34 protein-coding genes are annotated in these 24,137 nt (G+C 62.5%); 20 read left to right on the forward strand and 14 right to left on the reverse strand.

Annotated elements, in window-relative coordinates:
- Positions 1-145: 145 nt before the first annotated feature.
- Both ASE88_RS01735 and ASE88_RS01740 read right to left on the reverse strand, forming a co-directional pair.
- Positions 146-1,375 carry a hypothetical protein gene (locus ASE88_RS01735; RefSeq protein WP_056474603.1) on the reverse strand — a complete coding sequence of 410 codons (1,230 nt, stop codon included), beginning with the start codon at positions 1,373-1,375 and terminating at the stop codon, positions 146-148.
- Complete coding sequence (locus ASE88_RS01740; protein ID WP_056474984.1) at positions 1,368-1,601, reverse strand: hypothetical protein; 234 nt, start codon at positions 1,599-1,601, stop codon at positions 1,368-1,370. Before ASE88_RS01740 ends, ASE88_RS01735 begins: the two co-directional genes overlap by 8 nt.
- A gap of 98 nt (positions 1,602-1,699) precedes the next feature.
- Here ASE88_RS01740 and ASE88_RS01745 point away from each other — a divergent pair, with 98 nt between their 5' ends.
- Positions 1,700-1,897 (forward strand): hypothetical protein, encoded by a 198-nt coding sequence (locus ASE88_RS01745; RefSeq protein WP_056474609.1) that lies wholly within the window; start codon positions 1,700-1,702, stop codon positions 1,895-1,897.
- Between the two features lie 796 nt (positions 1,898-2,693).
- On the opposite strand, the gene ASE88_RS01750 is transcribed toward ASE88_RS01745, so the two are convergent.
- The 6 genes from ASE88_RS01750 to ASE88_RS01775 form a co-directional block, all read right to left on the reverse strand.
- The gene (locus ASE88_RS01750; RefSeq protein WP_056474612.1) at positions 2,694-2,942 is read right to left on the reverse strand and encodes a hypothetical protein; all 249 of its coding nucleotides are present in this window, start codon (positions 2,940-2,942) and stop codon (positions 2,694-2,696) included.
- Positions 2,939-3,478, reverse strand: a complete 540-nt coding sequence (locus tag ASE88_RS01755) for a hypothetical protein (RefSeq protein WP_056474614.1) — start codon at positions 3,476-3,478, stop codon at positions 2,939-2,941. The genes ASE88_RS01750 and ASE88_RS01755 overlap by 4 nt, the downstream gene beginning before the upstream one ends.
- Complete coding sequence (locus ASE88_RS01760) at positions 3,475-4,911, reverse strand: hypothetical protein (protein WP_056474617.1); 1,437 nt, start codon at positions 4,909-4,911, stop codon at positions 3,475-3,477. Before ASE88_RS01760 ends, ASE88_RS01755 begins: the two co-directional genes overlap by 4 nt.
- A gap of 155 nt (positions 4,912-5,066) precedes the next feature.
- Positions 5,067-5,417, reverse strand: coding sequence for a hypothetical protein (locus ASE88_RS01765; protein ID WP_056474620.1), 351 nt, complete (start codon positions 5,415-5,417; stop codon positions 5,067-5,069).
- 1 nt (position 5,418) lies between these two features.
- Entirely contained in the window at positions 5,419-5,631 is a 213-nt protein-coding gene (locus ASE88_RS01770) for a hypothetical protein (protein ID WP_056474624.1), read from the reverse strand.
- Positions 5,631-6,074 carry an Arc family DNA-binding protein gene (locus ASE88_RS01775; RefSeq protein WP_056474626.1) on the reverse strand — a complete coding sequence of 148 codons (444 nt, stop codon included), beginning with the start codon at positions 6,072-6,074 and terminating at the stop codon, positions 5,631-5,633. Before ASE88_RS01775 ends, ASE88_RS01770 begins: the two co-directional genes overlap by 1 nt.
- Before the next feature lie 127 nt (positions 6,075-6,201).
- Between ASE88_RS01775 and ASE88_RS18090 the strand changes: the two genes are divergently transcribed.
- The 3 genes from ASE88_RS18090 (at position 6,202) to ASE88_RS01785 (ending at position 7,520) form a co-directional block, all read left to right on the forward strand.
- Positions 6,202-6,372 carry an Arc family DNA-binding protein gene (locus ASE88_RS18090; protein WP_156356853.1) on the forward strand — a complete coding sequence of 57 codons (171 nt, stop codon included), beginning with the start codon at positions 6,202-6,204 and terminating at the stop codon, positions 6,370-6,372.
- A 46-nt stretch (positions 6,373-6,418) separates the two neighbouring features.
- On the forward strand, positions 6,419-7,123 hold the full coding sequence (locus ASE88_RS19085; RefSeq protein ID WP_082466054.1) for a Rha family transcriptional regulator: 705 nt from the start codon (positions 6,419-6,421) through the stop codon (positions 7,121-7,123).
- Between the two features lie 67 nt (positions 7,124-7,190).
- Entirely contained in the window at positions 7,191-7,520 is a 330-nt protein-coding gene (locus tag ASE88_RS01785) for a hypothetical protein (protein ID WP_156356854.1), read from the forward strand.
- 221 nt (positions 7,521-7,741) lie between these two features.
- On the opposite strand, the gene ASE88_RS01790 is transcribed toward ASE88_RS01785, so the two are convergent.
- Together ASE88_RS01790 and ASE88_RS01795 are read right to left on the reverse strand one after the other, a co-directional pair.
- The gene (locus ASE88_RS01790) at positions 7,742-8,548 is read right to left on the reverse strand and encodes a hypothetical protein (protein ID WP_156356855.1); all 807 of its coding nucleotides are present in this window, start codon (positions 8,546-8,548) and stop codon (positions 7,742-7,744) included.
- A gap of 71 nt (positions 8,549-8,619) precedes the next feature.
- Positions 8,620-9,333 (reverse strand): helix-turn-helix transcriptional regulator, encoded by a 714-nt coding sequence (locus ASE88_RS01795; RefSeq protein ID WP_162233381.1) that lies wholly within the window; start codon positions 9,331-9,333, stop codon positions 8,620-8,622.
- Positions 9,334-9,420: 87 nt separating this feature from the next.
- On the opposite strand from ASE88_RS01795, the gene ASE88_RS18095 reads away from it, so the two are divergent.
- On the forward strand, positions 9,421-9,681 hold the full coding sequence (locus ASE88_RS18095) for a transcriptional regulator (protein WP_082466058.1): 261 nt from the start codon (positions 9,421-9,423) through the stop codon (positions 9,679-9,681).
- Between the two features lie 194 nt (positions 9,682-9,875).
- Here ASE88_RS18095 and ASE88_RS01800 read toward each other — a convergent pair whose 3' ends face one another.
- Positions 9,876-10,109 (reverse strand): hypothetical protein, encoded by a 234-nt coding sequence (locus tag ASE88_RS01800; RefSeq protein ID WP_056474644.1) that lies wholly within the window; start codon positions 10,107-10,109, stop codon positions 9,876-9,878.
- A 17-nt stretch (positions 10,110-10,126) separates the two neighbouring features.
- Here ASE88_RS01800 and ASE88_RS01805 point away from each other — a divergent pair, with 17 nt between their 5' ends.
- The 4 genes from ASE88_RS01805 to ASE88_RS01820 are packed head-to-tail and all read left to right on the forward strand — an operon-like array spanning position 10,127 to position 13,849.
- Positions 10,127-10,597: a hypothetical protein gene (locus ASE88_RS01805; RefSeq protein WP_056474647.1), complete on the forward strand. Its 471-nt coding sequence runs from the start codon at positions 10,127-10,129 to the stop codon at positions 10,595-10,597.
- Positions 10,594-11,589: a CHC2 zinc finger domain-containing protein gene (locus ASE88_RS01810; RefSeq protein WP_056474650.1), complete on the forward strand. Its 996-nt coding sequence runs from the start codon at positions 10,594-10,596 to the stop codon at positions 11,587-11,589. Before ASE88_RS01805 ends, ASE88_RS01810 begins: the two co-directional genes overlap by 4 nt.
- Positions 11,586-13,007 carry a replicative DNA helicase gene (locus ASE88_RS01815; protein ID WP_056474654.1) on the forward strand — a complete coding sequence of 474 codons (1,422 nt, stop codon included), beginning with the start codon at positions 11,586-11,588 and terminating at the stop codon, positions 13,005-13,007. Before ASE88_RS01810 ends, ASE88_RS01815 begins: the two co-directional genes overlap by 4 nt.
- A gap of 2 nt (positions 13,008-13,009) precedes the next feature.
- A complete protein-coding gene (locus tag ASE88_RS01820; protein ID WP_056474657.1) occupies positions 13,010-13,849 on the forward strand; it encodes a DUF1376 domain-containing protein in 840 nt (279 codons plus the stop codon).
- 23 nt (positions 13,850-13,872) lie between these two features.
- On the opposite strand, the gene ASE88_RS01825 is transcribed toward ASE88_RS01820, so the two are convergent.
- Both ASE88_RS01825 and ASE88_RS01830 read right to left on the reverse strand, forming a co-directional pair.
- The gene (locus ASE88_RS01825; RefSeq protein ID WP_056474660.1) at positions 13,873-14,214 is read right to left on the reverse strand and encodes a hypothetical protein; all 342 of its coding nucleotides are present in this window, start codon (positions 14,212-14,214) and stop codon (positions 13,873-13,875) included.
- Positions 14,215-14,274: 60 nt separating this feature from the next.
- Positions 14,275-14,646, reverse strand: coding sequence for an STAS/SEC14 domain-containing protein (locus tag ASE88_RS01830; RefSeq protein WP_056474665.1), 372 nt, complete (start codon positions 14,644-14,646; stop codon positions 14,275-14,277).
- A 100-nt stretch (positions 14,647-14,746) separates the two neighbouring features.
- Between ASE88_RS01830 and ASE88_RS01835 the strand changes: the two genes are divergently transcribed.
- Positions 14,747-15,319 carry a hypothetical protein gene (locus tag ASE88_RS01835; RefSeq protein WP_156356856.1) on the forward strand — a complete coding sequence of 191 codons (573 nt, stop codon included), beginning with the start codon at positions 14,747-14,749 and terminating at the stop codon, positions 15,317-15,319.
- 51 nt (positions 15,320-15,370) lie between these two features.
- Here the strand turns inward: ASE88_RS01835 and ASE88_RS01840 are convergent, their stop codons facing one another.
- On the reverse strand, positions 15,371-15,970 hold the full coding sequence (locus ASE88_RS01840) for a hypothetical protein (protein ID WP_056474670.1): 600 nt from the start codon (positions 15,968-15,970) through the stop codon (positions 15,371-15,373).
- Positions 15,971-16,176: 206 nt separating this feature from the next.
- Between ASE88_RS01840 and ASE88_RS18610 the strand changes: the two genes are divergently transcribed.
- The 10 genes from ASE88_RS18610 (at position 16,177) to ASE88_RS01885 (ending at position 24,136) form a co-directional block, all read left to right on the forward strand.
- Entirely contained in the window at positions 16,177-16,353 is a 177-nt protein-coding gene (locus tag ASE88_RS18610) for a hypothetical protein (protein ID WP_156356857.1), read from the forward strand.
- A 245-nt stretch (positions 16,354-16,598) separates the two neighbouring features.
- The gene (locus tag ASE88_RS01845) at positions 16,599-17,096 is read left to right on the forward strand and encodes a hypothetical protein (protein ID WP_056474672.1); all 498 of its coding nucleotides are present in this window, start codon (positions 16,599-16,601) and stop codon (positions 17,094-17,096) included.
- A gap of 94 nt (positions 17,097-17,190) precedes the next feature.
- Positions 17,191-19,074, forward strand: a complete 1,884-nt coding sequence (locus ASE88_RS01850) for a phage terminase large subunit family protein (RefSeq protein ID WP_235527710.1) — start codon at positions 17,191-17,193, stop codon at positions 19,072-19,074.
- Complete coding sequence (locus tag ASE88_RS01855; RefSeq protein WP_056474676.1) at positions 19,074-19,283, forward strand: phage head-tail joining protein; 210 nt, start codon at positions 19,074-19,076, stop codon at positions 19,281-19,283. Before ASE88_RS01850 ends, ASE88_RS01855 begins: the two co-directional genes overlap by 1 nt.
- Positions 19,283-20,719: a phage portal protein gene (locus tag ASE88_RS01860; RefSeq protein WP_056474678.1), complete on the forward strand. Its 1,437-nt coding sequence runs from the start codon at positions 19,283-19,285 to the stop codon at positions 20,717-20,719. The genes ASE88_RS01855 and ASE88_RS01860 overlap by 1 nt, the downstream gene beginning before the upstream one ends.
- Positions 20,719-22,698, forward strand: coding sequence for a prohead protease/major capsid protein fusion protein (locus ASE88_RS01865; RefSeq protein WP_056474681.1), 1,980 nt, complete (start codon positions 20,719-20,721; stop codon positions 22,696-22,698). The genes ASE88_RS01860 and ASE88_RS01865 overlap by 1 nt, the downstream gene beginning before the upstream one ends.
- Positions 22,699-22,719: 21 nt before the next feature.
- Positions 22,720-23,007: a hypothetical protein gene (locus tag ASE88_RS01870; RefSeq protein WP_056474684.1), complete on the forward strand. Its 288-nt coding sequence runs from the start codon at positions 22,720-22,722 to the stop codon at positions 23,005-23,007.
- A gap of 51 nt (positions 23,008-23,058) precedes the next feature.
- Complete coding sequence (locus ASE88_RS01875) at positions 23,059-23,391, forward strand: DUF2190 family protein (protein ID WP_056474687.1); 333 nt, start codon at positions 23,059-23,061, stop codon at positions 23,389-23,391.
- Between the two features lie 87 nt (positions 23,392-23,478).
- Positions 23,479-23,790, forward strand: a complete 312-nt coding sequence (locus tag ASE88_RS01880) for a hypothetical protein (protein WP_056474689.1) — start codon at positions 23,479-23,481, stop codon at positions 23,788-23,790.
- Between the two features lies 1 nt (position 23,791).
- Positions 23,792-24,136, forward strand: coding sequence for a hypothetical protein (locus ASE88_RS01885; RefSeq protein ID WP_056474691.1), 345 nt, complete (start codon positions 23,792-23,794; stop codon positions 24,134-24,136).
- The last annotated feature ends 1 nt before the right edge of the window (position 24,137 follow it).

The following is a 24,137-nucleotide window of genomic DNA, read 5'->3' on the forward strand; positions in this document are numbered from 1 at the left end:
GCCTCGCTTTTTGCTGAGATTGGCCGGTGGCAACGCCCCGCCGTTATTACACTTATTATGACACGCATTATGACATTCGCGGTTCGTTCTCGCGAGATTGCTGGGCCGATTTGCGACACTCGAATCGGGGTAATGTCGAGCGGCGTCACTCGACATCGGGCTCGCCTTCGACCGCGACCAGCGAACCGACCAAGGTCGTGATGTGCTCGCGCCGGCGGGCGGCAATTCGTAGCGCCTTTTCCTGGCTGGCCTTGTTGTAGATCCCGGTGACGTTGAGCGTTTTGTGACCGCTGACGGCGCGGACATCGACCTCGCCGCTATCGCCGAGCTCGGTGATGCCGCCATGCCGGAAGCTGGTGAACTTCAGGTCGTCCGGCAGCCCCGCCTTCTTGCGGATGCGCCGGTGCAGCTTGTTCATGTAATCCTTGGTGTAGGCGGCACCAGTGCGCTCGTCGCGGACGATCAGGTCGTCGTCGGCGCCGCGCGTCAGTCCCCCGATCACCGCCTCGAGCTCGGGATAGAGCACGACGACCTCGCCATCGAGGCGATCGACGATCGGGATGTCGACGACGTTGCCGGTCTTCGACTGGATCAGGCCGATGCTCTCGCCTGGCCGGTACCCGCCCCAGCGGACGCCGCGCACGTAGCCGTCCGGATCCTCGAACCCGAATGCATCGTACACGCGCTGGCACCCCTCGAAGAGGATCGCGGCGGCGGCGGCCATGCTATGCTTGCCCATCTCGGCGGCAGCGAGCTTGTACGCCTCGTATTCGGTGCGCGTGGAGGCCCGGTTACCCCGGCCTGCCCCGCTGCTGCTCTTGATGCCCATGCCCGAGAACGGGTTGTCCTTCACCCCGGTCGCCTTGTGGTGCCGCGAGGCCTGATTCCAGACCAGCCGGCACACCTGCATCATGTAGGAGCCCTGGCGCTCCCCGTGCTTCTCCTTGGCCTTCTTGTAGAGGGCGTCGGAGGCGGTAGCGTCGATCAGCTTGGCCTGGCGGGTGCCGAAGCGGCCGACCTTCATCTCGATCGCGACGACCATGTCCATTGCCAACTTGTACCCGGTGCGCGTGACGTGCCGGAGCTCGGTGTATTTCTCCGTGCCGCGGTACCAATCGAACAGCCACATTACCGATCCCGGCACGAGCTTCGACTGGCTGCCGTCGCGCCATTCCTTGAACGCCGCGTTGATCGCGTTCGCCTTCGTGATCGCCGTGGCGACGTCGGTGCCCAGCGGGGTCGACTGCACCGGGCACGGCTGCCCGTGGCGCATCGCCGGCGGCTTCGCCCACTGCGGTCGGACCCAGAAATACCCGGTAACCTTGCCCGCCAGCTTGTGCTTCTGGACGTAGGACGGGAGGCGGACCTCAGCCAAAGTCGAGATCCTCTTCGACGGTCGACGTGAACATCTCGGTCAGCGCGGCGTCCAGGTCGGACCGCAGCGCCAGCATCGCGCCCCGCGGCCCGCGCGCGCGGAAGTTTACCTTGCCGCCCCGCTCCCACGCGCGCAGCTGCGCCTCGGCGACACCGGTGTATGCCAGCGCGATATCCCGCGACATAGCTGCCGGCCAGTCGGGCAGCCTTTCGAGTGCAAGGCCCATCAGCTGCCGCTCCGGGAAATTGTAGGGGTACAGGATGACGGACGGGAGCCCACAGCGGTAAGTTGCGCGTTCCAGCCCTTCCAGCAAAGGAGCAGACCATGACCGACGGCAATTCGATCGACCCGAGTGCAGCTGACTTCGACGACACGGCTAAGAAAAGTGCCGAGGCCGGGATCGCGGACGAAAGCGCCGCGTACGAGCAGGCGATCGAGAGCGATGACGAGGACGACGATCAGGTCGCCGAGGGCAAATGGAAGTCGACCGACGACGGCAGCGGTACCAGCGAAACCGACTGATCCACCAACTGATGTGGCGATGCGCAGATCAACGATCTGCGCATCGCTGCACTCCCAAGTGTACAGCCGTCCCCATCCCGATGCACTCACGTTGAGTGCATATTGCGCCACATCAATTTCAATTTGCTCACGTCCCGCTAATAACGGCAGGAGAACGGAACAGGGGTGACGGGCGGTGGACATTCCATGGAACGAGCTTGCGACGCTCATTCGCATCAAGGACCGGACCAGCAACGCGGCAGCGGATCGCGAGATCCTCTTCGAAGGGCCGCTGTACAGGGTAATTGAGAAGGTCTCAGACACACCAATTGAAGCTAGGCGGGGATACTCGGTCTCCTTGCCGGATCGCCGAGTGCGACCGCATACGTTCGACGAGCATGCCCTTGTCGCAATGATCGCGGACCTCAACCTTCGGCGCATCCGGAACGAACGATCGGGCTGATACTGCCGCCTATTACCCGCAGGTTCGGGGCGCATTAGCTGCGGTATCATGCGGCGACCTTTCGGATTGGCGTGACAGTAGCGTCAGCGGCCCCGCCCTGCCCGATCCGTTCGCCGTCATCTGGCCCGCCACCGGCGCCGGTCCGCGCGAGCCACTCTCCACATCCGCGGCTCTCGTGGGTCACTGGGAACATCGAGACAGGGAACGGCGAGTTACCCTGGACCACGCTGGGCGCTCGCCGCTGGCACGTGCCTTCGTCGGCTGCGCATGAGGGATCGCGCTGGGCGTTCGCGAGCTTCGGCCCCGTGCGGTGCCAATGGCGGCACGTCGCGCACGAGTTGCCCGATCGGTTCGTCAGCATGTCGGAACCCTCCCATCCCACCGGCCGCACTCGCTTTCCTCATGCGTGACCGGGAAGGCGCTGGCGACGTAGATGTCGCGCTCAATGTCGTCGTACTCGGACAACGATACGCTCAGGCCGGGGAGCATCCGCGCAAGCAGAGTTTCGCTGATGAGCGGCGGGTTGAACCGACAGTCGCCGATCTCCTTCGAGATGTCGCTGTCGGCGTAGCGATCCCAGAACCTGCAGGATGCGCAAGTCATTGGTCCGCATCCTCAGCCCGCGCCGCAGCCCGCGCTTTACGTTCAGCCTCGTACTTGCGCTGGCGGCGGGTCTCACGCTCGATGACCATGGCAACGCTCACGAAGTCCTCCGGCTCGGCATCGTACCCGAACTGATGGATCGCGCCGTTGGGCATCTCCAGGTACTCGGGATACCAGTTACCCAAGCTTGCAGGATTGAACCCGCGACTAACACCCGCAGGCGTAACCGGCCGGACCTGTCCGTCGATGCACAGCGCCCATGCGATGATCGGCGCCTTGTCCACGATCGGCTTCTCGTCCTCGGCAAGCCCAACGAACACGGAAATAAGCCGTGTCCCAGGTTCTGCTGGCATGAGTTGGACAGGCCGCGCTTCCAAATCTGCGTAGTCGCTCGAGAACAGTTTCAGCGGTTCGCCACCGGAATGAAGCTCCAAAAGGTAGTGCTCCGCATGCCTCGGCGTCTGATAGCGATGCTGGACAGCCTTGATGTCCGACAGAGTGCAAACGTCGCCGCAGGACTCAACGAGACCGATCATGCCCCCTGCTCCGGCAAGCTGACGCCTGCGATGCGGGCAAGGTCCTCGATCGCGCCCCACGCCATGCGCTCGTACATGCCAGACATACGCAGACCTTCAACGAACTTAGGATCCGCAGTGTTCGAGGTGGCGAGGTCCGACCAGTCCGTGCCGACCTGATGCAGGAACGCGACGCGGAGCTTGGCGATAGTGCCCTCGATCGTTGAGGCACGCGTATCGAGCAGGACCATTTCGGCAGCATCAATGCGGCCAAAATAAGCATCTTCCTGTTCCGCCGCCCAAGGGCCTTTGTCGGCAGCCTCGAACTCGTGGCGCCTAGCGGCGAAGGCGGCAAGGATCGATTGGTCCGTCTGCAGGTGTGCACCATGACCGCCGAAGCGGCGCGCATCGATTGCGATCCGGCGGACCGCCTCAGGAGCATACGTCAGCACCCAACCTTCGGCCGCTTCGAAGACCTTGAGTTTGATGGCCAACTCCGACGCGCTTGGTGCCGGGATCCGGTAAAGTCGCTGGATCGCGTCGTGCTCTGCCATCAGCAGGGTGTCGTACTGTTCCTGAACCTGCTCTGCCACGTCATCCACAACCTCGATATTGGCGAACGTCGGCGTATGGACGTCCCGATCGTAAGCATGCAGTGCATCGCGGGCTTCCTCGTACTGGGCGAAGGCCTTTTGCCATGCGATGAACGGGCCGCGCATGTAGCGATCGTAGCCGGCAGGAAGATCGGTTTGGGTAAGGCTGGACCCGCGATCCGCGCCGTCTTCACCGCGTGCAAAAACGAACGCGCTCGTGATTGCGGCGCCAATCTCCTTCGAGATCGTCAGTTTGGTTTTCGATACATCCCAAGCCTTGGCGGTCAATTCGTTCACAAGGTCAGGGATCGGCGAAAAGTTGCGCAGGTCCCGGCTTAGCCCGGCAAGCAGTTCGGCGCCATTAACCTCGAATTCGCCATACTTGCGATCAAACGGCCCGAACGAAGGGGCATCTACCGTTTCGATGCAGGTGAGGTGCATCATGAAGAGTAGGTCGTGCGCATTTTCAGCCGGAATCCGGCTGACATCGGCGAGCGCCTGCGCCGTCGCGGCGCAGCGTGCGTCTCCATCATCATCGCTCGTATAGAATGAGCAGGCGTGCGACGCCGTCTCACCCCAACGAAGGAATGCGGTGTACATAGCCGGCGACAGCAGATCGCGTGCCGTTTCGATCAGCGAGCAGGTCATGCTCTGGATCATCGCGACGTCCGCCGAAGGTGCGACACCTTGGTCCCAAACCAGATCCTCCAGCGTGCCGTCGCGGGTGCCCGCCGGCAGCTTCGCCATCGCGTCGTGAACCGCAGTGGTCGCCTCGCCTGCGATGAAGGCGACCCGGATGTTCGGGCGCGGCGCTGGCGCCGGAGTGTATGCGAAATCGGTGTGCTTGAGCTGCGTTGCCATCTTGGCGTCTCCCGCAGTGCGACCCGAGCGTCGCTGTCTGCAAGAGCTATCTACAAAACATCTGTAGAACCGTCAACAGTAGTTTTGTAGGCATCGTTCAGATGGCGATATTATATCTGCGAGAGGCTTTCGTTGGAGTGCCCAGATGGAGCGGCTTAGTCCTTCGTATCTTCCCTCATGGCGGTCTCCATCCAAGCCGACGTGATATCCCTGTGCGAGATATTGATCTTACCCGCCTTGCCGAGGTGGATATTGCTGCCAACGACGTCACTGACTGCCGCGTTATAGGCAGCGACAGAGCCTCGGGCGGCGGCAAAAACAGCATCGGGCTTAGTTCCGAAGACCGCAGCCGTGAGAGGCGTTGCAACGGTAGCTACGGGATGCAACTTGCGACGTGCATTAGCCTTCCGCTGTTCCACCTTGAACCAAACCGCGGCGCCAACAGCTACCGTCATCCCCAGCAAGCCTGGAGCCATCCCTGACAGAATTTCCGGCAGCGCGACCATATCAAGCCTCCGATTCCAACAGTGAGAGCCAAAGCCATCCTACGTATATAAGCATACCAGCGCCTAATGACCAGATCGTCAACTCCAGGTCGATTGTTGGCTTGGCGTACAGCTTCACTGCGCAGGCGCCGACCAGAGCCGCACCAAGGTTGAACAGCGCATTGGAGATCGCCTTGGCGCGTTCGTTGGAGCGCAGAATCGCAGAGTCGGCCATTACCGCCGCGGCTTCAGGTTGTCGGGGATGTCGGGGATGTCGGGGATGTCGGAGGCATGGCTTTTGACCTGTTCGATGCGCGCTTGCTGGTCGACCTCGTCTTTGGCCCGCTCAGCCTCATACCCCCGGATCACTGCATCTGCAGATCGCTCGTCAGGCATTAACTCGACGATAGCGGCACGCATTTCGTCGCGGCGTCCGGTCAGATATTGACGTCGCTCTTCCGTATTGCTGATTTTGCGACCCAGCTGGTGATACTCTTCCAGAGCTCTCCTGATCAACGCGGCGGGACCAGCGTCGAGAGCTTGTTCGAGAATGGCCGCAGCCTCGGCGTTCATTGACCGCTGGTTGACCCTCGCTCGCGTCTCAAGAAGCTCGCGCAAGTTGGGCGAGATGCGAAGCACCAAGCGCTCCATATCGCGGACTCTCATTCCCTCGTTCATTCACGCTGCCTAGCAGGAAAAATCATAAAAGCGAGTAGCGTGGCAACAGATCTATTGACCGTTGCCACACATCGTGGCAACAAAGATATACCGTGGCAACCAACAGTTAACAGAGGAGATAGCGACAGTGAGCAAGCCGATCCGTGAATGGGATCGCGTGCTGGTGCGAATGCCCGACGGTATGAAGCATGAGCTTGAAGATCGGGCGGCAGAAAACTGCCGACCACTAAACGGGGAACTGCTGTTCCTCATCAAACGCGGCTTGGCCGCAGAGGCGGCGTCGGTTCCCACGGCCTAGACAACCTATCGGGAACCAACGCCTTCCATTATCGAAGGAAGCGACAATGAATGAAATTACACATAACGGCTTCGGCGGGAAATCGCCAGCCACCATGTCCAGCCGTGAGATCGCAGACCTCACAGGCAAAGACCACAAGAACGTCTTGGCAGACGTTCGGAAGATGCTCGATGCCCTAGGCTTAGCTGCGGCTGATTTTTCAGCCATCGTTTCAACCTCGGGGCCAAACGGCTCAACCCGGATGACACCAGCCTTCCTGCTGCCCAAGCGCGAAACCCTCATCCTTGTCTCCGGTTACAGCGTGGAACTCCGCGCCAAAATCATCGACCGTTGGCAGGAACTGGAGGCAGGCGCTGCGCCGATCCAGCTTCCCAAGGATTTCGCCACCGCCTTGCGGGCGCTTGCCGACGAGACTGAGAAAAATGCGGCGCTGGTCGCCAAGGTTGAGACCGACGCGCCCAAAATTGCTTTCGCCGATCAGGTCGAAGCTGCTCCGGATGCAATCAGCCTTAGCCAAGCAGCCAAGGTCTTCGGGACCGGTCGCAATCGTCTCTGCTCGAAGCTTCGCGAGATGGGTTGGCTGACGCGAACGAACGAGCCGTATCAGGACAAGATCAACACCAGCTACCTCGACGTGAAGATCGGTAGCTGGGACCATCCCGAGAAAGGCTTGCAGCGCAGCGTCACGGCGCTGGTGACGGGTAAGGGGATGGTGAAGCTGCATCCCATCATGGGCGGCACGGCCCACTGAAACGCAGAACGGCGCTGGAGGTGAGACCCAGCGCCGTTCCTAACCCCCAACGGGAGAGGACCCCGTCATGGCTTTGAATACCCGTACCACAAAAACCGTAATGTGCATCACTCCGTTTCCGCTGATCGAGATCAGCTCGCCAATCGAGGAAGTACGGGGCTCAATTCTTAATTTGGCCGTCCTGCTAAGCACAGTCGAGGATATAGTAATGCAGGCGAAGGACCGGGTGAATAACCCGCAGGTCCTGCTGAACGATGTGTGGGCGGAAAATCTGCTTGATCGTATCGAGAAACTTCTTTGGATTGCGTCACAGGAACGGGGGAGGGCAATGGCGCACATCGATCAGTGCGAGCAGGTCGCATATGATCACTCGGAAGACATGAGAATTGCGGCGTGAGGGGCATGACGCTCAGGAAAACGGCGCGCAGACGCCAGACAGCCGAGCTGGATGCCTCGGCAGGAGAACACTGCTATGGCGTGTTCGTCGAACTGGTTGTTGGGTTCGGGGCGTAGCTCAATCGGCTCACCGGGCTGGCATATCTCAAGCTCGAATCGTCGTCCCGGTCCCCGCTTGTTGGGGTAGTCTATGCCGACGATCGCGAGAGATTGCTGCCTCACTTATGCAGCCAATATCTCTATCGCGTTTGAGATGTGAAGCCGCTCAATGCGTCCATCTCGGAAGGTCTTTTTTGCATCTACGACCAACCGAGCGCGTACCGTTGCGGCCTCTGTGTATAGGTTAGGGGCCTGCTCGAATGCTGGATCAGTGACGTTGGCCGTCATGAAGCCTTCGCCGTCTAATCTAGATATTTTCAAGGTGCGGTTGTGATGTTGATACCCGTCAACTTGGACGATTAACCGCTCCTGATCACCGACTGTTGCTCCGCCACCCTCGCGGATGACATCCGCCATTGCGGCGTCGATCAGGTTCCCGTCGCCGGTTGCATCACCAATTTGCAGTTGATCTACCGAACGTCCGACCGGCGCCACGGCTTGCTTCGAAGCGTAACTCGAACGCTCTGCAACGGAATGCGCTAGGTGGCCTATCGTTTCACGTAACGTATCATGCCAGCGCTGGTCCGCGCGGTCCCTTGCCGCCTCTGTGATGCGCAGGATTTCTAACATGTTCTCTTTGTGTACCTCAGCCTCTGCCGGCCGTCCACCGCGGACTTTGAGAACGTATGCCGCGAACTCCATCGCACTTTTGGCCCGCCCAGATGCCACGAAGTCCCACAGGAGCGGGAGTTGTCCGATCATCGGCGCAAGGCCGCCCAATATTTCCACGGAACCCGCTTGAGGCGCCTGTATCTCCAGTGAGATAGGCGGTCGTTCGCGTCGGGTGGGCAACCGTTGCTCAGTAAGAACAGTAAGACCGTCCGCCATGATGCGATCTAATCCAATCAGCGAAGCGCCGAGATGTCGCATTTCGATGGCATTACGGGCCGCATCTCTACCTCGGTAAACGAAGCGAAACGCGCGGTCTGGATCTGGCTCGCTCAAACGTCCCTCGCAAACCGGATCACACGTCCGCCAATCCTGATCTCGTCCCCGCCGACCTCGTAGTTGTCGATCGTCGGGTTGTCGGAGATCACCAGCACGCGACCCTCTTTAAGGGAGCGCAACCGCTTGATCGCAGCGGCACCGTTGATCGAAACCGCCCAAACCCGATCCTGCTGGTTGAGGCTAGTCTGAGTGCTGTCGATCCATACTAGATCATTGCTATTGAGCGTCGGAAACATGCTGTCGCCTACGCCGCGCGCGATGCGCAACTGCTGGGGAGGCGTGCGCGTAAATCCGCGGACATAGCTGAGGTCGAACAAGACCGGCTCATCTTCAATGTAATCGTCGACCGTTGCGCCTGGTCCCATTGGCAGCGACAAATCTAGTTTGGTAATTTCGACCGTTTCCCCGCCATCGGCGGTGTGCATCTTGGGCTGATCGGCCCCTACTGTGCGAGGCAACTCACCGTCTTTCTCGAAGGCTTCCCGGACATAACGTATCCATTGCGGAATTCGCTTCGCGGTACCTTGTTCAAATCCGGATATCGTTTGCTGCGTCAACGCGATCATACTGCCGTCAGCACGAGCGAAAGCCCTAGCGCGCTCGGCCAAGACGGGCGTCGACCAGCCACGTACGTCACGCTCTGACTTAATCCACGCGGCGAACCCGGCCGCATCGGTCGGTAATTGGGTTGTTGGCAGTTTGCTCATCGGTGCACACCCTACAAACAACTTTGTCGGCGTGTTCCTACAAAACTCCTGTTGCATGATTACCAGACTTCTGTAGAAGATTGACTTATGAGCCAGCCGACCCCCGAAAATCTCGCCGCAGCCCTCAAGCGAGCAGTGGCAAAGGCTGGTAACAACCAGTCCCGCTTTGCAGCCGCTGTCGGCACGTCGCAACAGCTGGTCTCGTATTGGCTCAAGAACGGTCGACCTCTTCCTGGTGAATACGTTTTGAAAGCCGAGCAAGCCGGACTCGGAAGTCGCCATGAACTCCGCCCCGACTTATATCCCAATGAGCATGCGCCTTCTCCGGTCGCGAACATCGCGGCATGAGCGTCACTAATCGCTTAATCCGATCTATGTGTTCAGCGAAGCCGGTTGGCACGGATAAGCAGAATACGGTATTTGCATCACAACGTCCGCGTGGCTGCCTGATATCTCCCATTGCAGCCAATTTTCGCGCCCCGGCTGGTGCGACGGATGTAGGGGTGATCGCGCTCCCCAAGATGCCTGCGGTCACCCCAACCTCAGTCATTGACCGGCACCGTACTGCGCACGACCTCTATGATGTCGTCCAACACCCGCCGCGGCGTGCCGTAAATCGTCATCCAGTTCAGATGATCCAGCTCGTCGAGGAAGCCGTGAACGACGTCGTTCCCAATGTCCGCGTTGCGCATGGCGTCAGTCAGCGCCGCGATCAGATTGGCAATCGCGATGACCGTCAGGTCGATCTGTTGCCGCGCTTTCCTGTCTTTCACCATGCAGAGGCATTTGCCGCATGAACGCCCCGTACATCCACGGACGCCGTCGGACGTTCTCCGCGTCAGCCGCGGTCGATACACAGAACGCAGTCATCACGTCGATCAAGACCGACGATGGCGCGACCTGGGGCGACATGGGGCGTGTGCTGGGCAAGTCGGAGGACCGGGCGGCGGCATATGCCAACACCGCGTCGCCGATTGACCTGCCGACATTCCTCGCCGCTTGCCACGAATGGGGCGGCAGGTTCGCAGATCCGCTGCTGGCGCTCGTCGGCGGACGCTGGGCGGATGCCGGGGCAATCTGCACTGGCGATGAGGCCGCGGCGCTGACAATCGCTAACCTGTTACCGGCGATCATCGCGATCGAGGCGGACAACCTGACCGAGCCGCACGAGCTATTACCGCACGAGACTCTGATCCGCCGAGTGCATGCGCTGACTGCGATCTGGCTGGAGATGATCGCAACGGAGAAGGGCCGAGGACGATGAGCCGTTCCACGGGACGCGCCGAGCGCGACGCCGCCTTCCGCCAGGCAGTCGACGAGGCCAAGCAGCGATACAACATCAGCGACGTGGTCGCGCGCACCCGCAAGGTCGTCCGCGCTGGCAAGAACGAGAAGCGCGCCCTGTGTGCCTTCCACAACGAACGCACGCCTTCGATGCAGTTGAACGATGCAAAGGGCACGTACCACTGCTTCGGCTGCAACGCGTCCGGCGACATCGTGAAGTATGTGATGAAAACCGAGAACCTCGGCTTCCTCGACGCGATGAAGTGGCTGGGCGCCGCCAGCCTCCCCGGCGTGGATCCTGCGCAGCGCGCCAGGGCGGCGGCGGAGGACGAAGGCGACCGGCAACGCGCCATCGATCGCGCGCAGTCAGTCTGGGATAAGGCAGTCCCTGCCCCCGGCACGCCCGCGGAAGTCTATCTGCGCAGCCGCGGCATCATCATGCCCGCTCCGCATACGATACGGTTCGCGAAGACGCCCGCTTGGTACGATGATGATACGGGACAGTGTGGGCCTGACCTTCCGGCCCTCGTCGGCGCGGTGGTCGACGGCGACGATCAGCTTATCGGCCTGCAGCGCATCTTCCTCGCCGATGGCGGAAAACAGAAGGCGCGCATGGAGAAGCCCAAGCGCAGCCTCGGGCGGATCAAGGGCGGCGCGCTCCGGATCAACTCGGACGCCTACAGCGTCGGGGACGAACTGATCGTAACAGAGGGTCCCGAGGACGGCCTGAGCCTCGCACAGGAGCTCGGCGCCGAGGTCTGGGTCACACTCGGCACCGCAATGATGCCGTACATCGAATACCCGCGTCGGATCGTCTCGATCGTGATCGCAGGTCAGAACGATTCAGCCGGTCGCGCCGCCGTGGAGAAGGTCGAGGAGGAGCTGATCGAGCAAGGCTACTCGACGCGGATCATGTGGCCGGCTGAGGGCTTCAAGGACTGGAACGACCAGCTACGGGGAATCCGGGCATGAGCGGCGCGTTCGAAGAGCAGTTCGCGACGGCCGAGACTGCGAGCCCCCTCTATAACGTCGAGGCCGAGATCGGCTTTCTCGGCGATCTGCTGGCGAATAACCGGCTGATCGATGAGGTGGCTGATCGCTGCCGCCCCGCCGACTTCTCAGTTCCCCTGTACGGCCGCATCTACGGCAAGATGATCGAGCAATCGGCATCCGGCGCCGTCGACGTTGTAACGCTGGCCCCGCACTTTGCCGAAGATAGCGAATGGCCCCGCGCTTATTCAGCGCTTGCCGCGGCCGACCTCAACGCCGGACCGAAGGCGCGGACCAAGGCGTACTTTGACCAGATCACCATGCTTTCTAGCCGGCGGCGGATGGTCGCGGGTCTGAAAGATGTCGTCGCTTCGGCGCGCGACTTGTCCGTAACCCGCGAGGAGTTGGTCGCCAACGCAGACGAAGCGGTTGCTGAGTTGGCTGAGCAGGTCATCACGGCGCAGGGATCAGTTGGCCAGTATGCCGACGCGGTCATCAACAGCTTCGGCAAACCCATCATCGGCGTCCGCTGTGGGACCATCAACTCGCTCGACAGCGCGATCGGCGTGTTGCGCCCCTCGAATCTCGTCGTCGTCGGCGGCCGCCCCGGGATGGGCAAGACGTCGCTTGTCACGTCGTACTCGATCGGCGCGGCCGGCATGGGGCATGGCGTCCTGATCTTTTCGCTCGAGATGAGCGCTGACGAGCTCACCCGGCGCATGCTCGCCGACATGACATTCTCGCCACGCGGTGGCGTACCGTACGAACATGTTCGCGACGGCACGGTTCGACCACATGAGATGAGCGCCGTGATCGCTGCCAAGGAGCGATTCGACGAACTGCCGATCGAGATCAACGAGACGTCCGGTCTGACGCTGGCGAAGCTGATCCGCCAGGCGCGTAGCCACAAGCGCAAGCTCGCCGCCAAGGGCGAGAAGCTTGAGCTGATCGTCGTCGATTACCTCCAGCTGATGGCACACAGCCGCAAGGGCATGTCGCCGTACGAGCATGCGAGCGAGGTCAGCGTCGGGCTCAAGCAGTTCGCCAAGTCGGAAGGTCTCGTCGTGATGGCGGTGGCGCAGCTTAGCCGCGACGTTGAGAAGCGTCCGGACAAGCGACCGATGCCATCCGACCTCCGCGACAGCGGCCAGATCGAGCAGGACGCTGACGTGATCCTCTTCGTCTACCGCGAGGAGGAATACCTGAAGAAGGAGGAGCCGGACCCCTTCGACAAGAAATACGAAGAGTGGCGGACGGACATGGAAGCAGTGCGCAATAAGGTCGAGTTTCTCGTCCCCAAGCGGCGCAGCGGCCCCTCAGGCAAAGCTATCGGCTGGTTCTTCGGCGCCAATTCCGCCGTTCGCGGCAGCGATTTCTACAGTTCCAGGGAAGGTGCATAACAATGCCGAACGCTGATTTGCCCGCCCCTCTCACGCCGTCCGATTGCGACCTCCGGGACTTCGCATTCATGCCGGTCGACACAGTCCGCCTGCTCGACAGCGATATGTTCGCCTTGTCGACGGGCGATGAGTTCAAGGCCGCTATGACCCTGTGGTGCAAGGCTTGGCAGCAGGTACCAGCCGGTAGCCTGCCTGCCGATGATCGCGTGCTCGCGCACCTGTCTGGCGCAGGCACGAAATGGAAGAAGTTGAGGACAACTGCGCTCCGGGGCTTCGTCGCGTGCAGCGATGGTCGTCTCTATCATCCCGTTGTTTGCGAGAAAGCCACCGAGGCATGGGCGAAGAAGTTGTCCTATCGGGAGCGATCCAAGAAGGGGAACAGCAAACGGTGGGGATCCCAGAAGGACGAGGAACAGCATTCCCAAAGCGGTCCTTTAGGGACAACTTTAGGAGTCCTTGAGCCTCCCAAGGGACAGGGAGAGGGACAGAAGAAAGATTCCGTTACTATCGTAACGGGCGCCGTGCCGTCACCGGTCGATCCGAAAAAGGCTTTGTTCGATGCTGGCGTCGCGCTCTTGGGCGCTGCTGGGCTATCGGTCAAAAGCGCTCGCGGTCTCATTGCCAAGTGGTTCAAAAATCACGGCGAGGAAGCGACGAACGCAGCGTTGCTCAGCGCTGCCGGCCGAGCTGAGCCCGTTTCGTGGATCGAGGCCCGGTTGCGAACGAAGGTCGCGGCGCAGGACGAAGCTCGGGAGGCAAGCCGGTCAACTGCGGAACGTTACCGACGGATGGCCATCCCCGGTCCGCCGGTCGATGCTCGGAAGCTGGAGGAGCACGCGTGATCGCCGCGTGCCCCCTGCCCCGGTCATTCCTCGGGACCGCTCCGCGACGTGTCGAGGTCGATGTCTTCACCGGCGTTGCCACCGCCAGCACCCGATCCACTGCCGTGAACCTCACCGGTCTTGTTGTCGATGTAGGCTCGCTTGCCGGCTTCCGGGGGGATGTCGCGTCCGTCCGCAGGTTCGTCAGCACCGGCGTTGTGAGCCCCGTCACGGTTCTGCAGGTGGCGCTCAGCAGCGTGGTCTGCGCTGTCGTACTCATCGCCGGAGTAGCCTTCGCCTTTGCCAAAGCCGTCTGCGGTTCGATCGGCGTTGCCGGACTTGATGCCGACGTTGTCGACGGGCTCAGGTGTTTTACGCTCGGTCATCGAGATCTCCTTTGGTCCGGCACGTCCAACGCGCAAAGTGCCATACCGGACGCGGATCCGTCAGCCGTTCAACAGCCACGTCTGCGCTTCTTCTGGCTCGCCGCTGAAGTACTGAACGTCTCGGCGTTCTGCGGCGCGCTCGACCTGCATACGGGCGAGCGTTTTGCCCGTGACGATTGCGATGCGCTTGGACTTGGTAGCCGGGTTGTTCAGGACCCGCTGGAACCCAACGATCGCCTCCTGGGACTGGATCATCATTTCACGCATGTCGACGAGAGTGAGTTGCTGGTTCGGACCGCATCGGAGCTGGCGATGAGCAGCGTCGCGCGCTTGTTCGAACACGTCGATGTCTGGTTGGGCGAAGAAGCCTCCGATGGTGATGGTTACCAGGTTGAGTGCCGGATTGGCGACGATCTCGAAGCGTGGAGTCATCGCACCTTTATAGGTTTCGCGGCTTACGAAAGCGTTTCGATTGGTCCCGCCATGGCAAGTTTGTCTGCGCGTATTTCAGTGACTTGGGAGGGTTGAGACGATGGCAAGGGGGCTCAAAGCCAGTACAAAGATCAAGCGTCATTCGAAGACGCCGGCGGAGCGCATGGCCGAAGCGGTGACCGCGAAGGGAGAGGCGATCGGTGCTCCCGCGATCCAGGTAGCGCGAGGCATGCACGCAATCGTCGATGTGCCGCTGCGTGATGCCGGCCGCGTGGTGACCGAGCACACGCTGATCAATCGGGGCGGCACGCCGGTAGCACGCTGGAAGGCAGCGAAGCTGCTGTCCGATAGCCAAGTCGCAGCGATCGACCACTGCGAGGCGCTATGGTCCCGCCTTGGGGGCAAAGGCCTCGTCATGGATCTAGCGCGCATCCCCGGCGCCGGGCAGGGCAACGGGTGGGCAGAGCAGGAAGCCCTCGACGACCTGAAGCGGATCAAGGGTTATGTGCCGCCCAAGTACTGGAGCCTTTTTGAGAACGTGTGCCGCTTCGACATGGCGGCCGGTTTCGCTGGATCGGACCTGACGACCTGCCGGAATGATCAGGTGAGTGCCGCGCGGACGACCGTGCAGTTCGTCGCCGACATCATCGCGATGAAGGAGCGACTGTTCTAACGATTGACGGTTTGATCCTCCCGCCGGAATCCCGGCGAGAGGACGCCGCATCTAGTTCTTTACAGCCACGCCAGAGGTGACCGCGACCGGCGCAACAGGTGCAATGACCATTGGCGCGGAGGCTGGAACGACGGCGACCGAGATGTCCTCGTCGACGAATGCATGCACTGGAGCACCGAGCGGGATCTCGGCGCTGGTGCCGGTCATGAAGAAACCGGCGATCGGAAGGAGCGCCACAGCGCCGACAACACCCGCGGTTCCGGTCGTGCCCTTATCGTCCAGCGAACCGGTCATGCGGATTTGGCGACCGTTGGCGCGGACGTAGAGCACGCGAGCGTTGATGCGGCCCGACTTGCCCCACATCCCCTTATTGCGGACCTCGGTAATCTCGCCGACCGCAGGGCTTCCCGCAGGGATGACCACGTTGCCATCGACCGTGACGTTCTCGGCAGTCTCAAGCTGGAAGCGCTGGCCGACCTTTAGCTTTTTGCCTTTGGTCGTCAGGACCTCTGACATCTTCAGCGGCACGGATGTGCCAGCCCGTAGAGTACCGGTCGTGGTGGCTGCAACTGCCGCCGGCGCGGTCTGAGCCTGGACGACGGGTGCAGCGAACGTGAGCGCGCAAGCGAGTGCGCCGATAGCGATTTTCATTGGTATCCCCTCTGAGTCGGCCTCCCCAGGCCGAGCGCGAATAAGCTGTTGGGATAATTGATTGCGGTCAATTGCATAGAACATCCATAATGAATGCTTGTAAGAGGTTGACGCGATCACCCCCGCAAGCTACGCAAATGACCAGTTGTTAGAGCCGCGCCTGCGAGGGTTGCGGCTCTTGTCGTATGTGCCACGGAGGGCGTCATGTGACGACGCGGTCTCAGCCGACTACCGCAGACGTGGTGGAGGCGATCGGTATGCGCGTGCTGCGCATAGCCGAAGATATGGCATCAGGGTCACGCCACCAGGGGCGCAGCGAGCGCCTGATCGAGCAGGCCGAGCAGGCAGCGATCGACCTGCGCGCCGCGGTGCGAGGCCGCTGACCTCTGCAAGTATTCAAACCGTGAGGGCTAACCCTCTGACCTGCCTCGGTTTCCACGCACGATTGTTGCGCACCGACGCACGATCACAAAAGGGCCGGGGTGGCCCTTTGGGTCCTTCCGGGCATCGCGAGCAATACGGGGGGCAAAGGCGCAGAAGATCGCTAGGCACAGCATGGCCTATAGTTCTTCCTCCCTCGCGCCATTTTCGGCGGTTTTCTGCGGCTTTCGGAAGATGGAGCAGGGAAGTGGCGCAAATCGACCTTGATGAGCCCACCCGGCCCCAGCTTGCCGCACTCTTCGGCTGCTCCAGCCGCTGGATTGGCGAGCTTCGATCCAAGGGTGACCTGCCGGCCGATGGCGCGTCCCTACTCGAGAACATCGAGGCATGGGCGCAGACGAAATACGGCATCGACGATGTCGATCCGGACTCTCTCGACAAAGAGCAGCAGCAGGCGCGGCTTGCGAAGGAGCAAGCGGACGCCAAGGCCATGGACAATGCCGAGCGCCGCAAAGAGCTCGCTTCGTTGCCGGATATGGTGGCGGCTGGCGCCGGCGTGATCGTCATGATCGTCGCTCAGCTACAACAGGTCGGTGCCCGCGTCGCCAAGGGTGACACGAAGTTGCGGGCTCGCGTCGACGCCGAGATCAACAACGTCCTCACCGACTTGAGCATGGCCCGGATCGAAGAGGCGCGCGGCGGGGGCTTTGATGAGGGCGAGCCCGAGGAAAACGCCAGCGCCTGAGCCGTACCGTGCCCCTGGCGCACACGGTGTAACGCTTGCTGCCGGCTGGCTGGCCGCATGCAAGCCGCGGGAGCGCCCGCCACTTTCGAAGTTTATGGCCGAACACGCGCGATCGGATGACGGCGCGCGCATTCGCCCATTCCCGTTCCAGTCGGATATTGCCGACGCGTTCACCGACCCGGAAACGTCGCAGCTATCGGTCAGGAAGAGCAGCCGCATCGGCTACTCGACCATTCTCCAGTGCTTCGTCGCCTGGCGGATCAAGTTCGATCCCGCTCGGACGCTAATCTACCAGCCGACGATCGACGATGCCGAGAAGTTCAGCCGCGACGATCTCGACCCCGTGCTGCAATGGCCGGTCGTCCGATCGGTCGCGACGTTTAAGCCGCGGCATGCCGACAACCAAATCCGGGCCAAGCGCTACAAAGGTGGCTGGATTCAGATCAAGGGCGCGAACAGCCCGAAAGAGTTTCGCCGCGTCACCGCAGACGACGTCTTCCTCGAGGAATGCGACGGCTACCCTTGGGCAACCAAGGAAGAAGGTGACCCCGCCCGCCTCGCCTTCAAGCGCAATCTGACATCCCCGCGGCGCTTCAGCGCTGCCGGTTCGACCCCGAAGGTGAAAGGCTTCAGTCGGATCGATGCCCTGTTCGAACAGGGTAGCCAGGAATTCCGATACGTCCCCTGCCCGCATTGCGGTCACGTCCAGACGCTGGTGTTCGGCGACGGCACTGGGGCTGGGATCAGGTGGGAGCCGAAGGAGCACCCGACCCGCGCTTGGTATCGGTGCGAGCAGGGCTGCGATATCGACGAGGCCGAGAAGCCTTGGATGGACGAGAACGGCGAGTGGCGCGCCCACAACCCGGTCGCGTTCCCTCGGCATCGGTCGTTTCATATCTGGGCAGCATACAGCCAGCATCCGGGTGCCGCGTGGCTGGAGATCGCGCGCGAGTTCATGGAGGTCCGCAAGGATCCCAACCTCCTTCGCACTTGGGTCAACCAGGTCCTGGGCGAGGCATGGGCGGAGCGCGGCGAAGCGCCGGAATGGCAGCGTCTCTACGATCGCCGGGAGAAGTCGATGACCCTCGGCACGCCGTCTGCGAAAGCTGGCCTGCTGATCGGTGCCGCTGACGTTCAGCGCGGCGGCGGCGGCCGCATCGACATGGACATCTGGGCATTCGGGCCGGGGCGTCGCCGCGAGTTCGTGGAACGAATCGAAGTCTTCGGTTCTATCTCCGACAAGGCCACCTGGAAGAAGCTCGACGAGCAAGTGGCCCGCGACTGGATCACCGAAGACGGCCGCTCGCTTCGTCTTGCGCGCGTCGCAATTGATTCCGGCGACGGCGATAGCACGATGGAGGTTTATAGCTGGGCGCGGCGGCACCCGGGCTTCGCCATGGCGGTAAAGGGCCGGCACGCCATTACGGCGAACCAGCCGATCGGGTCGCCGAGCTGGCAAGACGTGACGGTCAACGGCCGCAAGATGAAACGCGGCGTTCGGCTGTGGAACATCGGCACGTCAATGCTCAAGCGCGAACTGTTCGGCCTGCTCGAGCTTGAAAAGCCAGTTGATGGCGAGGCCTATCCCGACGGTTACGTCTATCTGCCCGACGGCACGCCGGACGAGTGGATCAAGCAGCTGGTCGCCGAAGAGCTCCGGATCATCCGGCTTCGAAACGGCGGCTTCCGCAACGAATGGCACAAGACTCGGGACCGTAACGAAGCCCTCGACAACGCGGTCTACGCGCGCGCCGTCGCCTTTTCCCTCGGGGTCGACCGCTGGACCGATGCCCATTGGGCAAAGGTCCGCGGCGAGAACGAGAAGCCGCCCGATCCTGTTGCCCCGCCTAAGCCTACCATCCCCGCCTCACGGCTGCCGAAGCCCGCAGGCTCGAAACCGGCAGCCCGACCGGCCGCACCCACGGCGAAAGCCGCGCCGTCGCGCAAGCCGAACCCCTTTACGACCAGGAGGCGCTGATGGCGTTCCAGCAATCCGACCTCGACAAACTCGACTCCGCGATGCTCACCGGTGTTCGCAAGGTCATCTTCGCCGATGGCCGCAGCACCGAGTTTCATTCGCTGACCGAGGTTCGCGCCCTGCGGGCCGACGTGAAGACCGAGCTGGCTGCAGCGGCATCGCAGACCCAGCCCCACCGCCGCACGACCGTCGGCCGGATCCGCCGATAATGAACCTCATCGAGCGCACCATTGCGGCCGTGGCGCCGCGTTACGCCACCAAACGGGCGCTCGCGCGGGTGCAGTTCGATCAGGTCAGCCGTGCCGCCGAGACCATGCGGCGGCTGCGCGAAGATAATCCCAACTTCGGCGTGAACACGGGCGAGCCCAACGACGCCCGCCCGTCGCGACTGGTCGATCGCGCCACACTGCTGCGGCTGGCCTATCAGAATCCATATGGTCGCAAGGCGATCCGGGCTCTGCTTAACGGGACGATCGGCTGGGGCATCACCGGCGCGCCGAAGGGCCCGAAGGCCCTGCAGAACCTCTGGACCGAATGGACCAAGGTCAGCGATTATCGCGGCCGCCTCAACTTTTACGGCCAGCAGGCGCTCGCGACCCGCACGATGTTCCGCGAAGGCGACAGCTTCATCGTCCGGCGGTACGTGAAGGACGCCAAGGTCATGCCGCTCCGCATCGATGTCCTCGATGGCGGCCTGCTTGACACGTCCAAAGTGGGCGAGAACATCGAAGACGGCATCGAATACAGCGTCGACGGCATCGTCACCGGCTACTGGTTCTTTCCTGCCCGAGCCGATTACCGGCGCAGCCGCCCGTCGTTCTGGATTCCAGCCGAAGATGTGATCCACCTCTACGAACAGGAAGACGCAGGCCAGACGCGCGGCCGCTCGGTGTTCGAATCGGTGATCAAGAAACTCGGCGACATCGACGAAGCGCTCGAGGCTGACCTCGTCCGCCGCAAGATCGAGTCCTGCTTCGTCGGCTTCCGCCGGATCAATCCCGACTGGGTCGACGAGCCGTTCGGCCAGATCCAGTCGCGCGGCGACGACCTACCGCCTGCCGAGTATTTCGAGCCGGGCACCATGACCACGCTCGCGCCGGGCGAAGACGTGCAGTTCGCGGACCCAAAGCCTGCGGGCGGACTGAACGACGCGCTGAAGGCCAACCTGCTCGCCACCGCGGCGGGCGTCGGGGTCACCTACGAGCATCAGACCGGCGATCTTTCGAACGTCAACTTCTCGTCGTACCGCGCCGGTGCCCTTGAGTTTGACGCGACCAACGAAGAGCGCCAGTTCAACACGATCATCCCCGTCTTCCTTGATCGGGTGTGGGACTGGTTCTGCCAGGCTGCATACGAGTTCGGCAAAACGCGGGCCCCGTCCTACGAGATGCGCTGGACGCCGCCCCCGCGGAAGTCGATCGACCGTGAGGGCGATGCGAAGGCCGACATCCTGGAGATGCAGGCGGGGCTCGAAAACCGCCGCAGTCTGCTGAACTCGCGCGGCATCGATCACGACACCTTCATGGCCGAAACGAAGGCCGACCTCGCCAAGCAGCAGGATCAAGGCCTGTTCTACAAGGGCGACCCCTTCACGGCGAACCAAGCCGCCGGCGGCCAGACCGCCCCCGCACAAGGAAACAGCTGATGCCCGATCCCGCCCCCGCGCTGGAAACGCGCGCCGTCAACGCTCCAACCATGCTGCGCGCCGCGGACGTCCGCCCGGCATCGTACCTGAAGGAAGACAATTCGATCGAGGTCGTCTGGTCGATCGGTGCAGCTGGGCTGCGCTTCGACTGGCTGGACGGTGGCTATTACACCGAAGAACTCTCCATGGACGCCGGCGCGGTTCGGCTCGGTCGCCTGAATGCGGGCGCGTGCCTGCTCGACAGCCACAGCACCTACAGTCTCAGCAGCGTGCTCGGCTCAGTCGTTCCTGGCAGCGTCCGGATCGAGAACGGCGAGGGCCTATGCCGGGTCCGCCTCGCGCGCACGCCGGATGTCGCCGATACGGTGGCCAAGATCATCGACGGACACATCCGCTCGCTGAGCGTGTCCTACAACGTATTCGAGTTTCAACGCACCGAGCGTGAGGGTGAATATCCCCACATGCTGGCGACGGATTGGGAGCCAGTCGAGCTCTCGTTCGTCACGGTGCCCTTCGATGCCGCGGCGCAAGTGCGTCAGCGGAGTGCCGCGCAGGGCGGCGATCATCCCTGCACCATCCGCGGCGCGACCGCGTCCACCACCGAGGAAACCAACATGGCCGATGAGGCAACCCAGGCGGCGGACACCACGCCCGCCAACGACCCCACCACGACTGTCATCGAGCATGCCCCCCAGCAGCGCTCGGCACCCGCGATCACCGCCACCAACATCTTCGAGCGCTGCGGCCGCTCGACGGATCTCGGTGACACCTTCGCGCGCGAACTGATCGTCCGCAACGAGGCCACGCCGCTGACCGCGATCGATTTCGAACGCGCCATCTCCGATCGCCTGATCGAGGCCCGTGCGCTGCCGACGATCGACGCCCGCGCCGGTCGTAGCGGTACCGAGAACGACGGCTATCGCCGTGCGATCGAGGCGGCTGTGATTCTGCGCGCCGACCCAAACGCGACGGTACCCGAGGCAGACGCTACGGCCGCCCGCGAGTTCCGCGGCATGTCGATGATGGAAATGGCGCGTGACTATTGCCAGCGCACCGGCATCGGCGTGTTCAGCGGCAACAAGCTGGAGATCGCGGGCGCAGCGCTCGGTCTGCGCTACGGCGCGCACACGACCAGCGACTTCGCCAACGCATTGTCGAACGCTGCTGGCAAGCGCGTCCGCGCCGCATACGACATCGCGCCGCAGACCTTCGGCCCGATCGTCACGCGAGGCACGCTGCCGGACTTCAAGGACACGAACATCATCGGCTTGGGCGATGCCCCGTCGCTGCTGCTCGTCCGCGAGAACGCCGAGTTCACCTACGGCGCGATGTCCGACACCGGCATGAGCTATCGCCTGCAGACCTACGGTCGCATCATCGCGATCACCCGCCAGGCGCTGATCAACGACGACAAGCGATTGTTCTCGCGCGTCCCGACCCAGTTCGGGTTCAAGGCCCGCGATCTCGAGAGCGATCTCGTCTGGGGCATCATCATCAGCAACCCGACGATGGGCGACGGCTTCGCGCTCTTCTCGACCCAGCACGGCAACCTCGGCACCGGTGCGGCAATCACCGTCGCATCGGTCACCGCAGGCCGTACTGCGATGGCTCAGCAGAAGTCGGCGGAAGGCGGCTTCATCACCGTGCGTCCGGTCTTCCTGGTCGTCGGTCCGGCAAAACAGACCGAGGCAGAGCAGTTCCTGACCACCGTCACGGCTGCCCAGACGTCGAACGTCAACCCATTTGCCGGCAAGCTGCAGCTGATCGTCGAGCCGCGGATCACCGACAACAGCTGGTATCTAATCGCCGATCCCAGCGCGATCGACACGATCGAGCTTTCGCACCTCGAAGGTCAGGAAGGCGTCTTCATCGAGACGCAGGCCGGCTTCGACGTCGACGGCATCAAGACGAAGGCCCGCCTCGATGTCGGTGCTGCGACGATCGACTTCCGCGGTTTCTACCGCAACCCCGGCAACTGAGCCAAACCGAGAGGATAGACGATGAAAATCGTGAACCTGATCGGCCCGGCGGTCATCGCCGGAGCCGTGCGCTACCCCGTCGAGGGTGCGCTCACCGTCTCGGACGTCGAGGCGGAACAGCTGAAGGAATCGGGGCGCCTAGATGGCGACCCCGAGAACCTTCCGGACGACGAGGAAGAGGACGACGGGCTCGAAGCCCTGAAGGCCGACGACCTCAAGTCGCTAGCGCAGGACGAGGGTATCACCCTCGGCACGGCCAACACCAAGCCCGCGATGGTCGCGGCCATCCGCGCCGCTCGCGCGGCCTGAAACCCAACCGTCCCGGCTCGGCAGCGCTGAGCCCGGACAGGGAGACAAACCATGAAGAACTACGTGCAGAAGGGTGAGAACCTCACCCTCACCGCCCCTCGCGCGCTACTCAGCGGCGAAGGGTTCCTCGTCGGCGCAATCTTCGCCGTCGCATCAGCCGCAGCGGCGTCCGGCGCCCCCGTTGTCGGCGTCACGGAAGAGGTTTTCGACCTTCCGAAGGCCGCGGGCGCAGTTACCCCCGGCGCCAAAGCGTACTGGGATAACACCGCATTCATGGTGACGACCAGTGCCAGCGGCACCGTCCTGATCGGCGCGTTCACGCAGGCCGCGGCCTCGGCAGACGCGACCGGCCGCGTCAAGCTGACCGGTCAGATCGCCGCCTAACCCACCGGGGTTTTCTCCCCATTACCCGGTGAAAATTGACGGGCGGCGTGCGCGATACGTCGCCCGTCCATTGTCTGGAGCCATCCTATGAAGAAGATCATGATCTTCGGCCCGACGATCGTGGCCGGAGCGGTTCGGCACACCTTCGAAAACCCGCTGACCGTATCGAACAAGGAGGCCAGCCGCCTCGTCCTCGCTGGCGTTGTCACCGGTGATCCAGAAGAGGCTGAAGGTGATCACGAAGACGACGCTCTCCCGACCGGCGATGGTCTGGAGGCGATGCTCGTCGACGACCTCAAGGTGCTTGCCGCAGCCGAATCCGTCGACTTGACCGGCATCAGCCGCAAGGACGATATCATCACCGCCATTCGCGCGCACCGCGAAGCCGCCAGCGCCTGACATGGCTGACCCGTTCGACCTCGCCCTCGATGCGCTGTTCATGGCGCCAGGATCGGCGGCGGCGATATTTCAGCCGGCGGACGGGTTGCCTGTCAATATCCGCGTCATCCGCAGCGCACCGGATCGGGAAACCGCGTTCGGCCAGGGCCGCATCATCAACAATGCCGGGACGTTCTTCGAACTTCGCCGGTCCGAGGTTGCCGACCCGAAGGACGGCGATTTCATCGTGATCGACGGCGCGATCGTCGACGATCAGGTCGTCGGCGGCGAGACGTTCACTCTATTCGGCGATCCGGTGCTCGACCTTGAGCGGATTGGCTGGACATGCGGCGCGAACCCGGCCTGAT

The organism is Sphingomonas sp. Leaf38 (assembly GCF_001421825.1).
GTDB lineage: Bacteria > Pseudomonadota > Alphaproteobacteria > Sphingomonadales > Sphingomonadaceae > Sphingomonas.

Excerpts from the sequence above, each read along its gene's own strand:
- ASE88_RS01740 (WP_056474984.1), bottom strand. The coding sequence starts at position 1,601 with ATGGGCCTTGCACTCGAAAGGCTGCCCGACTGGCCGGCAGCTATGTCG.
- ASE88_RS01745 (WP_056474609.1), top strand. The coding sequence starts at position 1,700 with ATGACCGACGGCAATTCGATCGACCCGAGTGCAGCTGACTTCGACGAC.
- ASE88_RS01750 (WP_056474612.1), bottom strand. The coding sequence starts at position 2,942 with ATGACTTGCGCATCCTGCAGGTTCTGGGATCGCTACGCCGACAGCGAC.
- ASE88_RS01755 (WP_056474614.1), bottom strand. The coding sequence starts at position 3,478 with ATGATCGGTCTCGTTGAGTCCTGCGGCGACGTTTGCACTCTGTCGGAC.
- ASE88_RS01760 (WP_056474617.1), bottom strand. The coding sequence starts at position 4,911 with ATGGCAACGCAGCTCAAGCACACCGATTTCGCATACACTCCGGCGCCA.
- ASE88_RS01765 (WP_056474620.1), bottom strand. The coding sequence starts at position 5,417 with ATGGTCGCGCTGCCGGAAATTCTGTCAGGGATGGCTCCAGGCTTGCTG.
- ASE88_RS01770 (WP_056474624.1), bottom strand. The coding sequence starts at position 5,631 with ATGGCCGACTCTGCGATTCTGCGCTCCAACGAACGCGCCAAGGCGATC.
- ASE88_RS01775 (WP_056474626.1), bottom strand. The coding sequence starts at position 6,074 with ATGAACGAGGGAATGAGAGTCCGCGATATGGAGCGCTTGGTGCTTCGC.
- ASE88_RS19085 (WP_082466054.1), top strand. The coding sequence starts at position 6,419 with ATGAATGAAATTACACATAACGGCTTCGGCGGGAAATCGCCAGCCACC.
- ASE88_RS01785 (WP_156356854.1), top strand. The coding sequence starts at position 7,191 with ATGGCTTTGAATACCCGTACCACAAAAACCGTAATGTGCATCACTCCG.
- ASE88_RS01790 (WP_156356855.1), bottom strand. The coding sequence starts at position 8,548 with ATGCGACATCTCGGCGCTTCGCTGATTGGATTAGATCGCATCATGGCG.
- ASE88_RS01795 (WP_162233381.1), bottom strand. The coding sequence starts at position 9,333 with ATGAGCAAACTGCCAACAACCCAATTACCGACCGATGCGGCCGGGTTC.
- ASE88_RS18095 (WP_082466058.1), top strand. The coding sequence starts at position 9,421 with ATGAGCCAGCCGACCCCCGAAAATCTCGCCGCAGCCCTCAAGCGAGCA.
- ASE88_RS01800 (WP_056474644.1), bottom strand. The coding sequence starts at position 10,109 with ATGGTGAAAGACAGGAAAGCGCGGCAACAGATCGACCTGACGGTCATC.
- ASE88_RS01805 (WP_056474647.1), top strand. The coding sequence starts at position 10,127 with ATGAACGCCCCGTACATCCACGGACGCCGTCGGACGTTCTCCGCGTCA.
- ASE88_RS01810 (WP_056474650.1), top strand. The coding sequence starts at position 10,594 with ATGAGCCGTTCCACGGGACGCGCCGAGCGCGACGCCGCCTTCCGCCAG.
- ASE88_RS01815 (WP_056474654.1), top strand. The coding sequence starts at position 11,586 with ATGAGCGGCGCGTTCGAAGAGCAGTTCGCGACGGCCGAGACTGCGAGC.
- ASE88_RS01820 (WP_056474657.1), top strand. The coding sequence starts at position 13,010 with ATGCCGAACGCTGATTTGCCCGCCCCTCTCACGCCGTCCGATTGCGAC.
- ASE88_RS01825 (WP_056474660.1), bottom strand. The coding sequence starts at position 14,214 with ATGACCGAGCGTAAAACACCTGAGCCCGTCGACAACGTCGGCATCAAG.
- ASE88_RS01830 (WP_056474665.1), bottom strand. The coding sequence starts at position 14,646 with ATGACTCCACGCTTCGAGATCGTCGCCAATCCGGCACTCAACCTGGTA.
- ASE88_RS01835 (WP_156356856.1), top strand. The coding sequence starts at position 14,747 with ATGGCAAGGGGGCTCAAAGCCAGTACAAAGATCAAGCGTCATTCGAAG.
- ASE88_RS01840 (WP_056474670.1), bottom strand. The coding sequence starts at position 15,970 with ATGAAAATCGCTATCGGCGCACTCGCTTGCGCGCTCACGTTCGCTGCA.
- ASE88_RS01850 (WP_235527710.1), top strand. The coding sequence starts at position 17,191 with ATGGCCGAACACGCGCGATCGGATGACGGCGCGCGCATTCGCCCATTC.
- ASE88_RS01855 (WP_056474676.1), top strand. The coding sequence starts at position 19,074 with ATGGCGTTCCAGCAATCCGACCTCGACAAACTCGACTCCGCGATGCTC.
- ASE88_RS01860 (WP_056474678.1), top strand. The coding sequence starts at position 19,283 with ATGAACCTCATCGAGCGCACCATTGCGGCCGTGGCGCCGCGTTACGCC.
- ASE88_RS01865 (WP_056474681.1), top strand. The coding sequence starts at position 20,719 with ATGCCCGATCCCGCCCCCGCGCTGGAAACGCGCGCCGTCAACGCTCCA.
- ASE88_RS01870 (WP_056474684.1), top strand. The coding sequence starts at position 22,720 with ATGAAAATCGTGAACCTGATCGGCCCGGCGGTCATCGCCGGAGCCGTG.
- ASE88_RS01875 (WP_056474687.1), top strand. The coding sequence starts at position 23,059 with ATGAAGAACTACGTGCAGAAGGGTGAGAACCTCACCCTCACCGCCCCT.
- ASE88_RS01880 (WP_056474689.1), top strand. The coding sequence starts at position 23,479 with ATGAAGAAGATCATGATCTTCGGCCCGACGATCGTGGCCGGAGCGGTT.
- ASE88_RS01885 (WP_056474691.1), top strand. The coding sequence starts at position 23,792 with ATGGCTGACCCGTTCGACCTCGCCCTCGATGCGCTGTTCATGGCGCCA.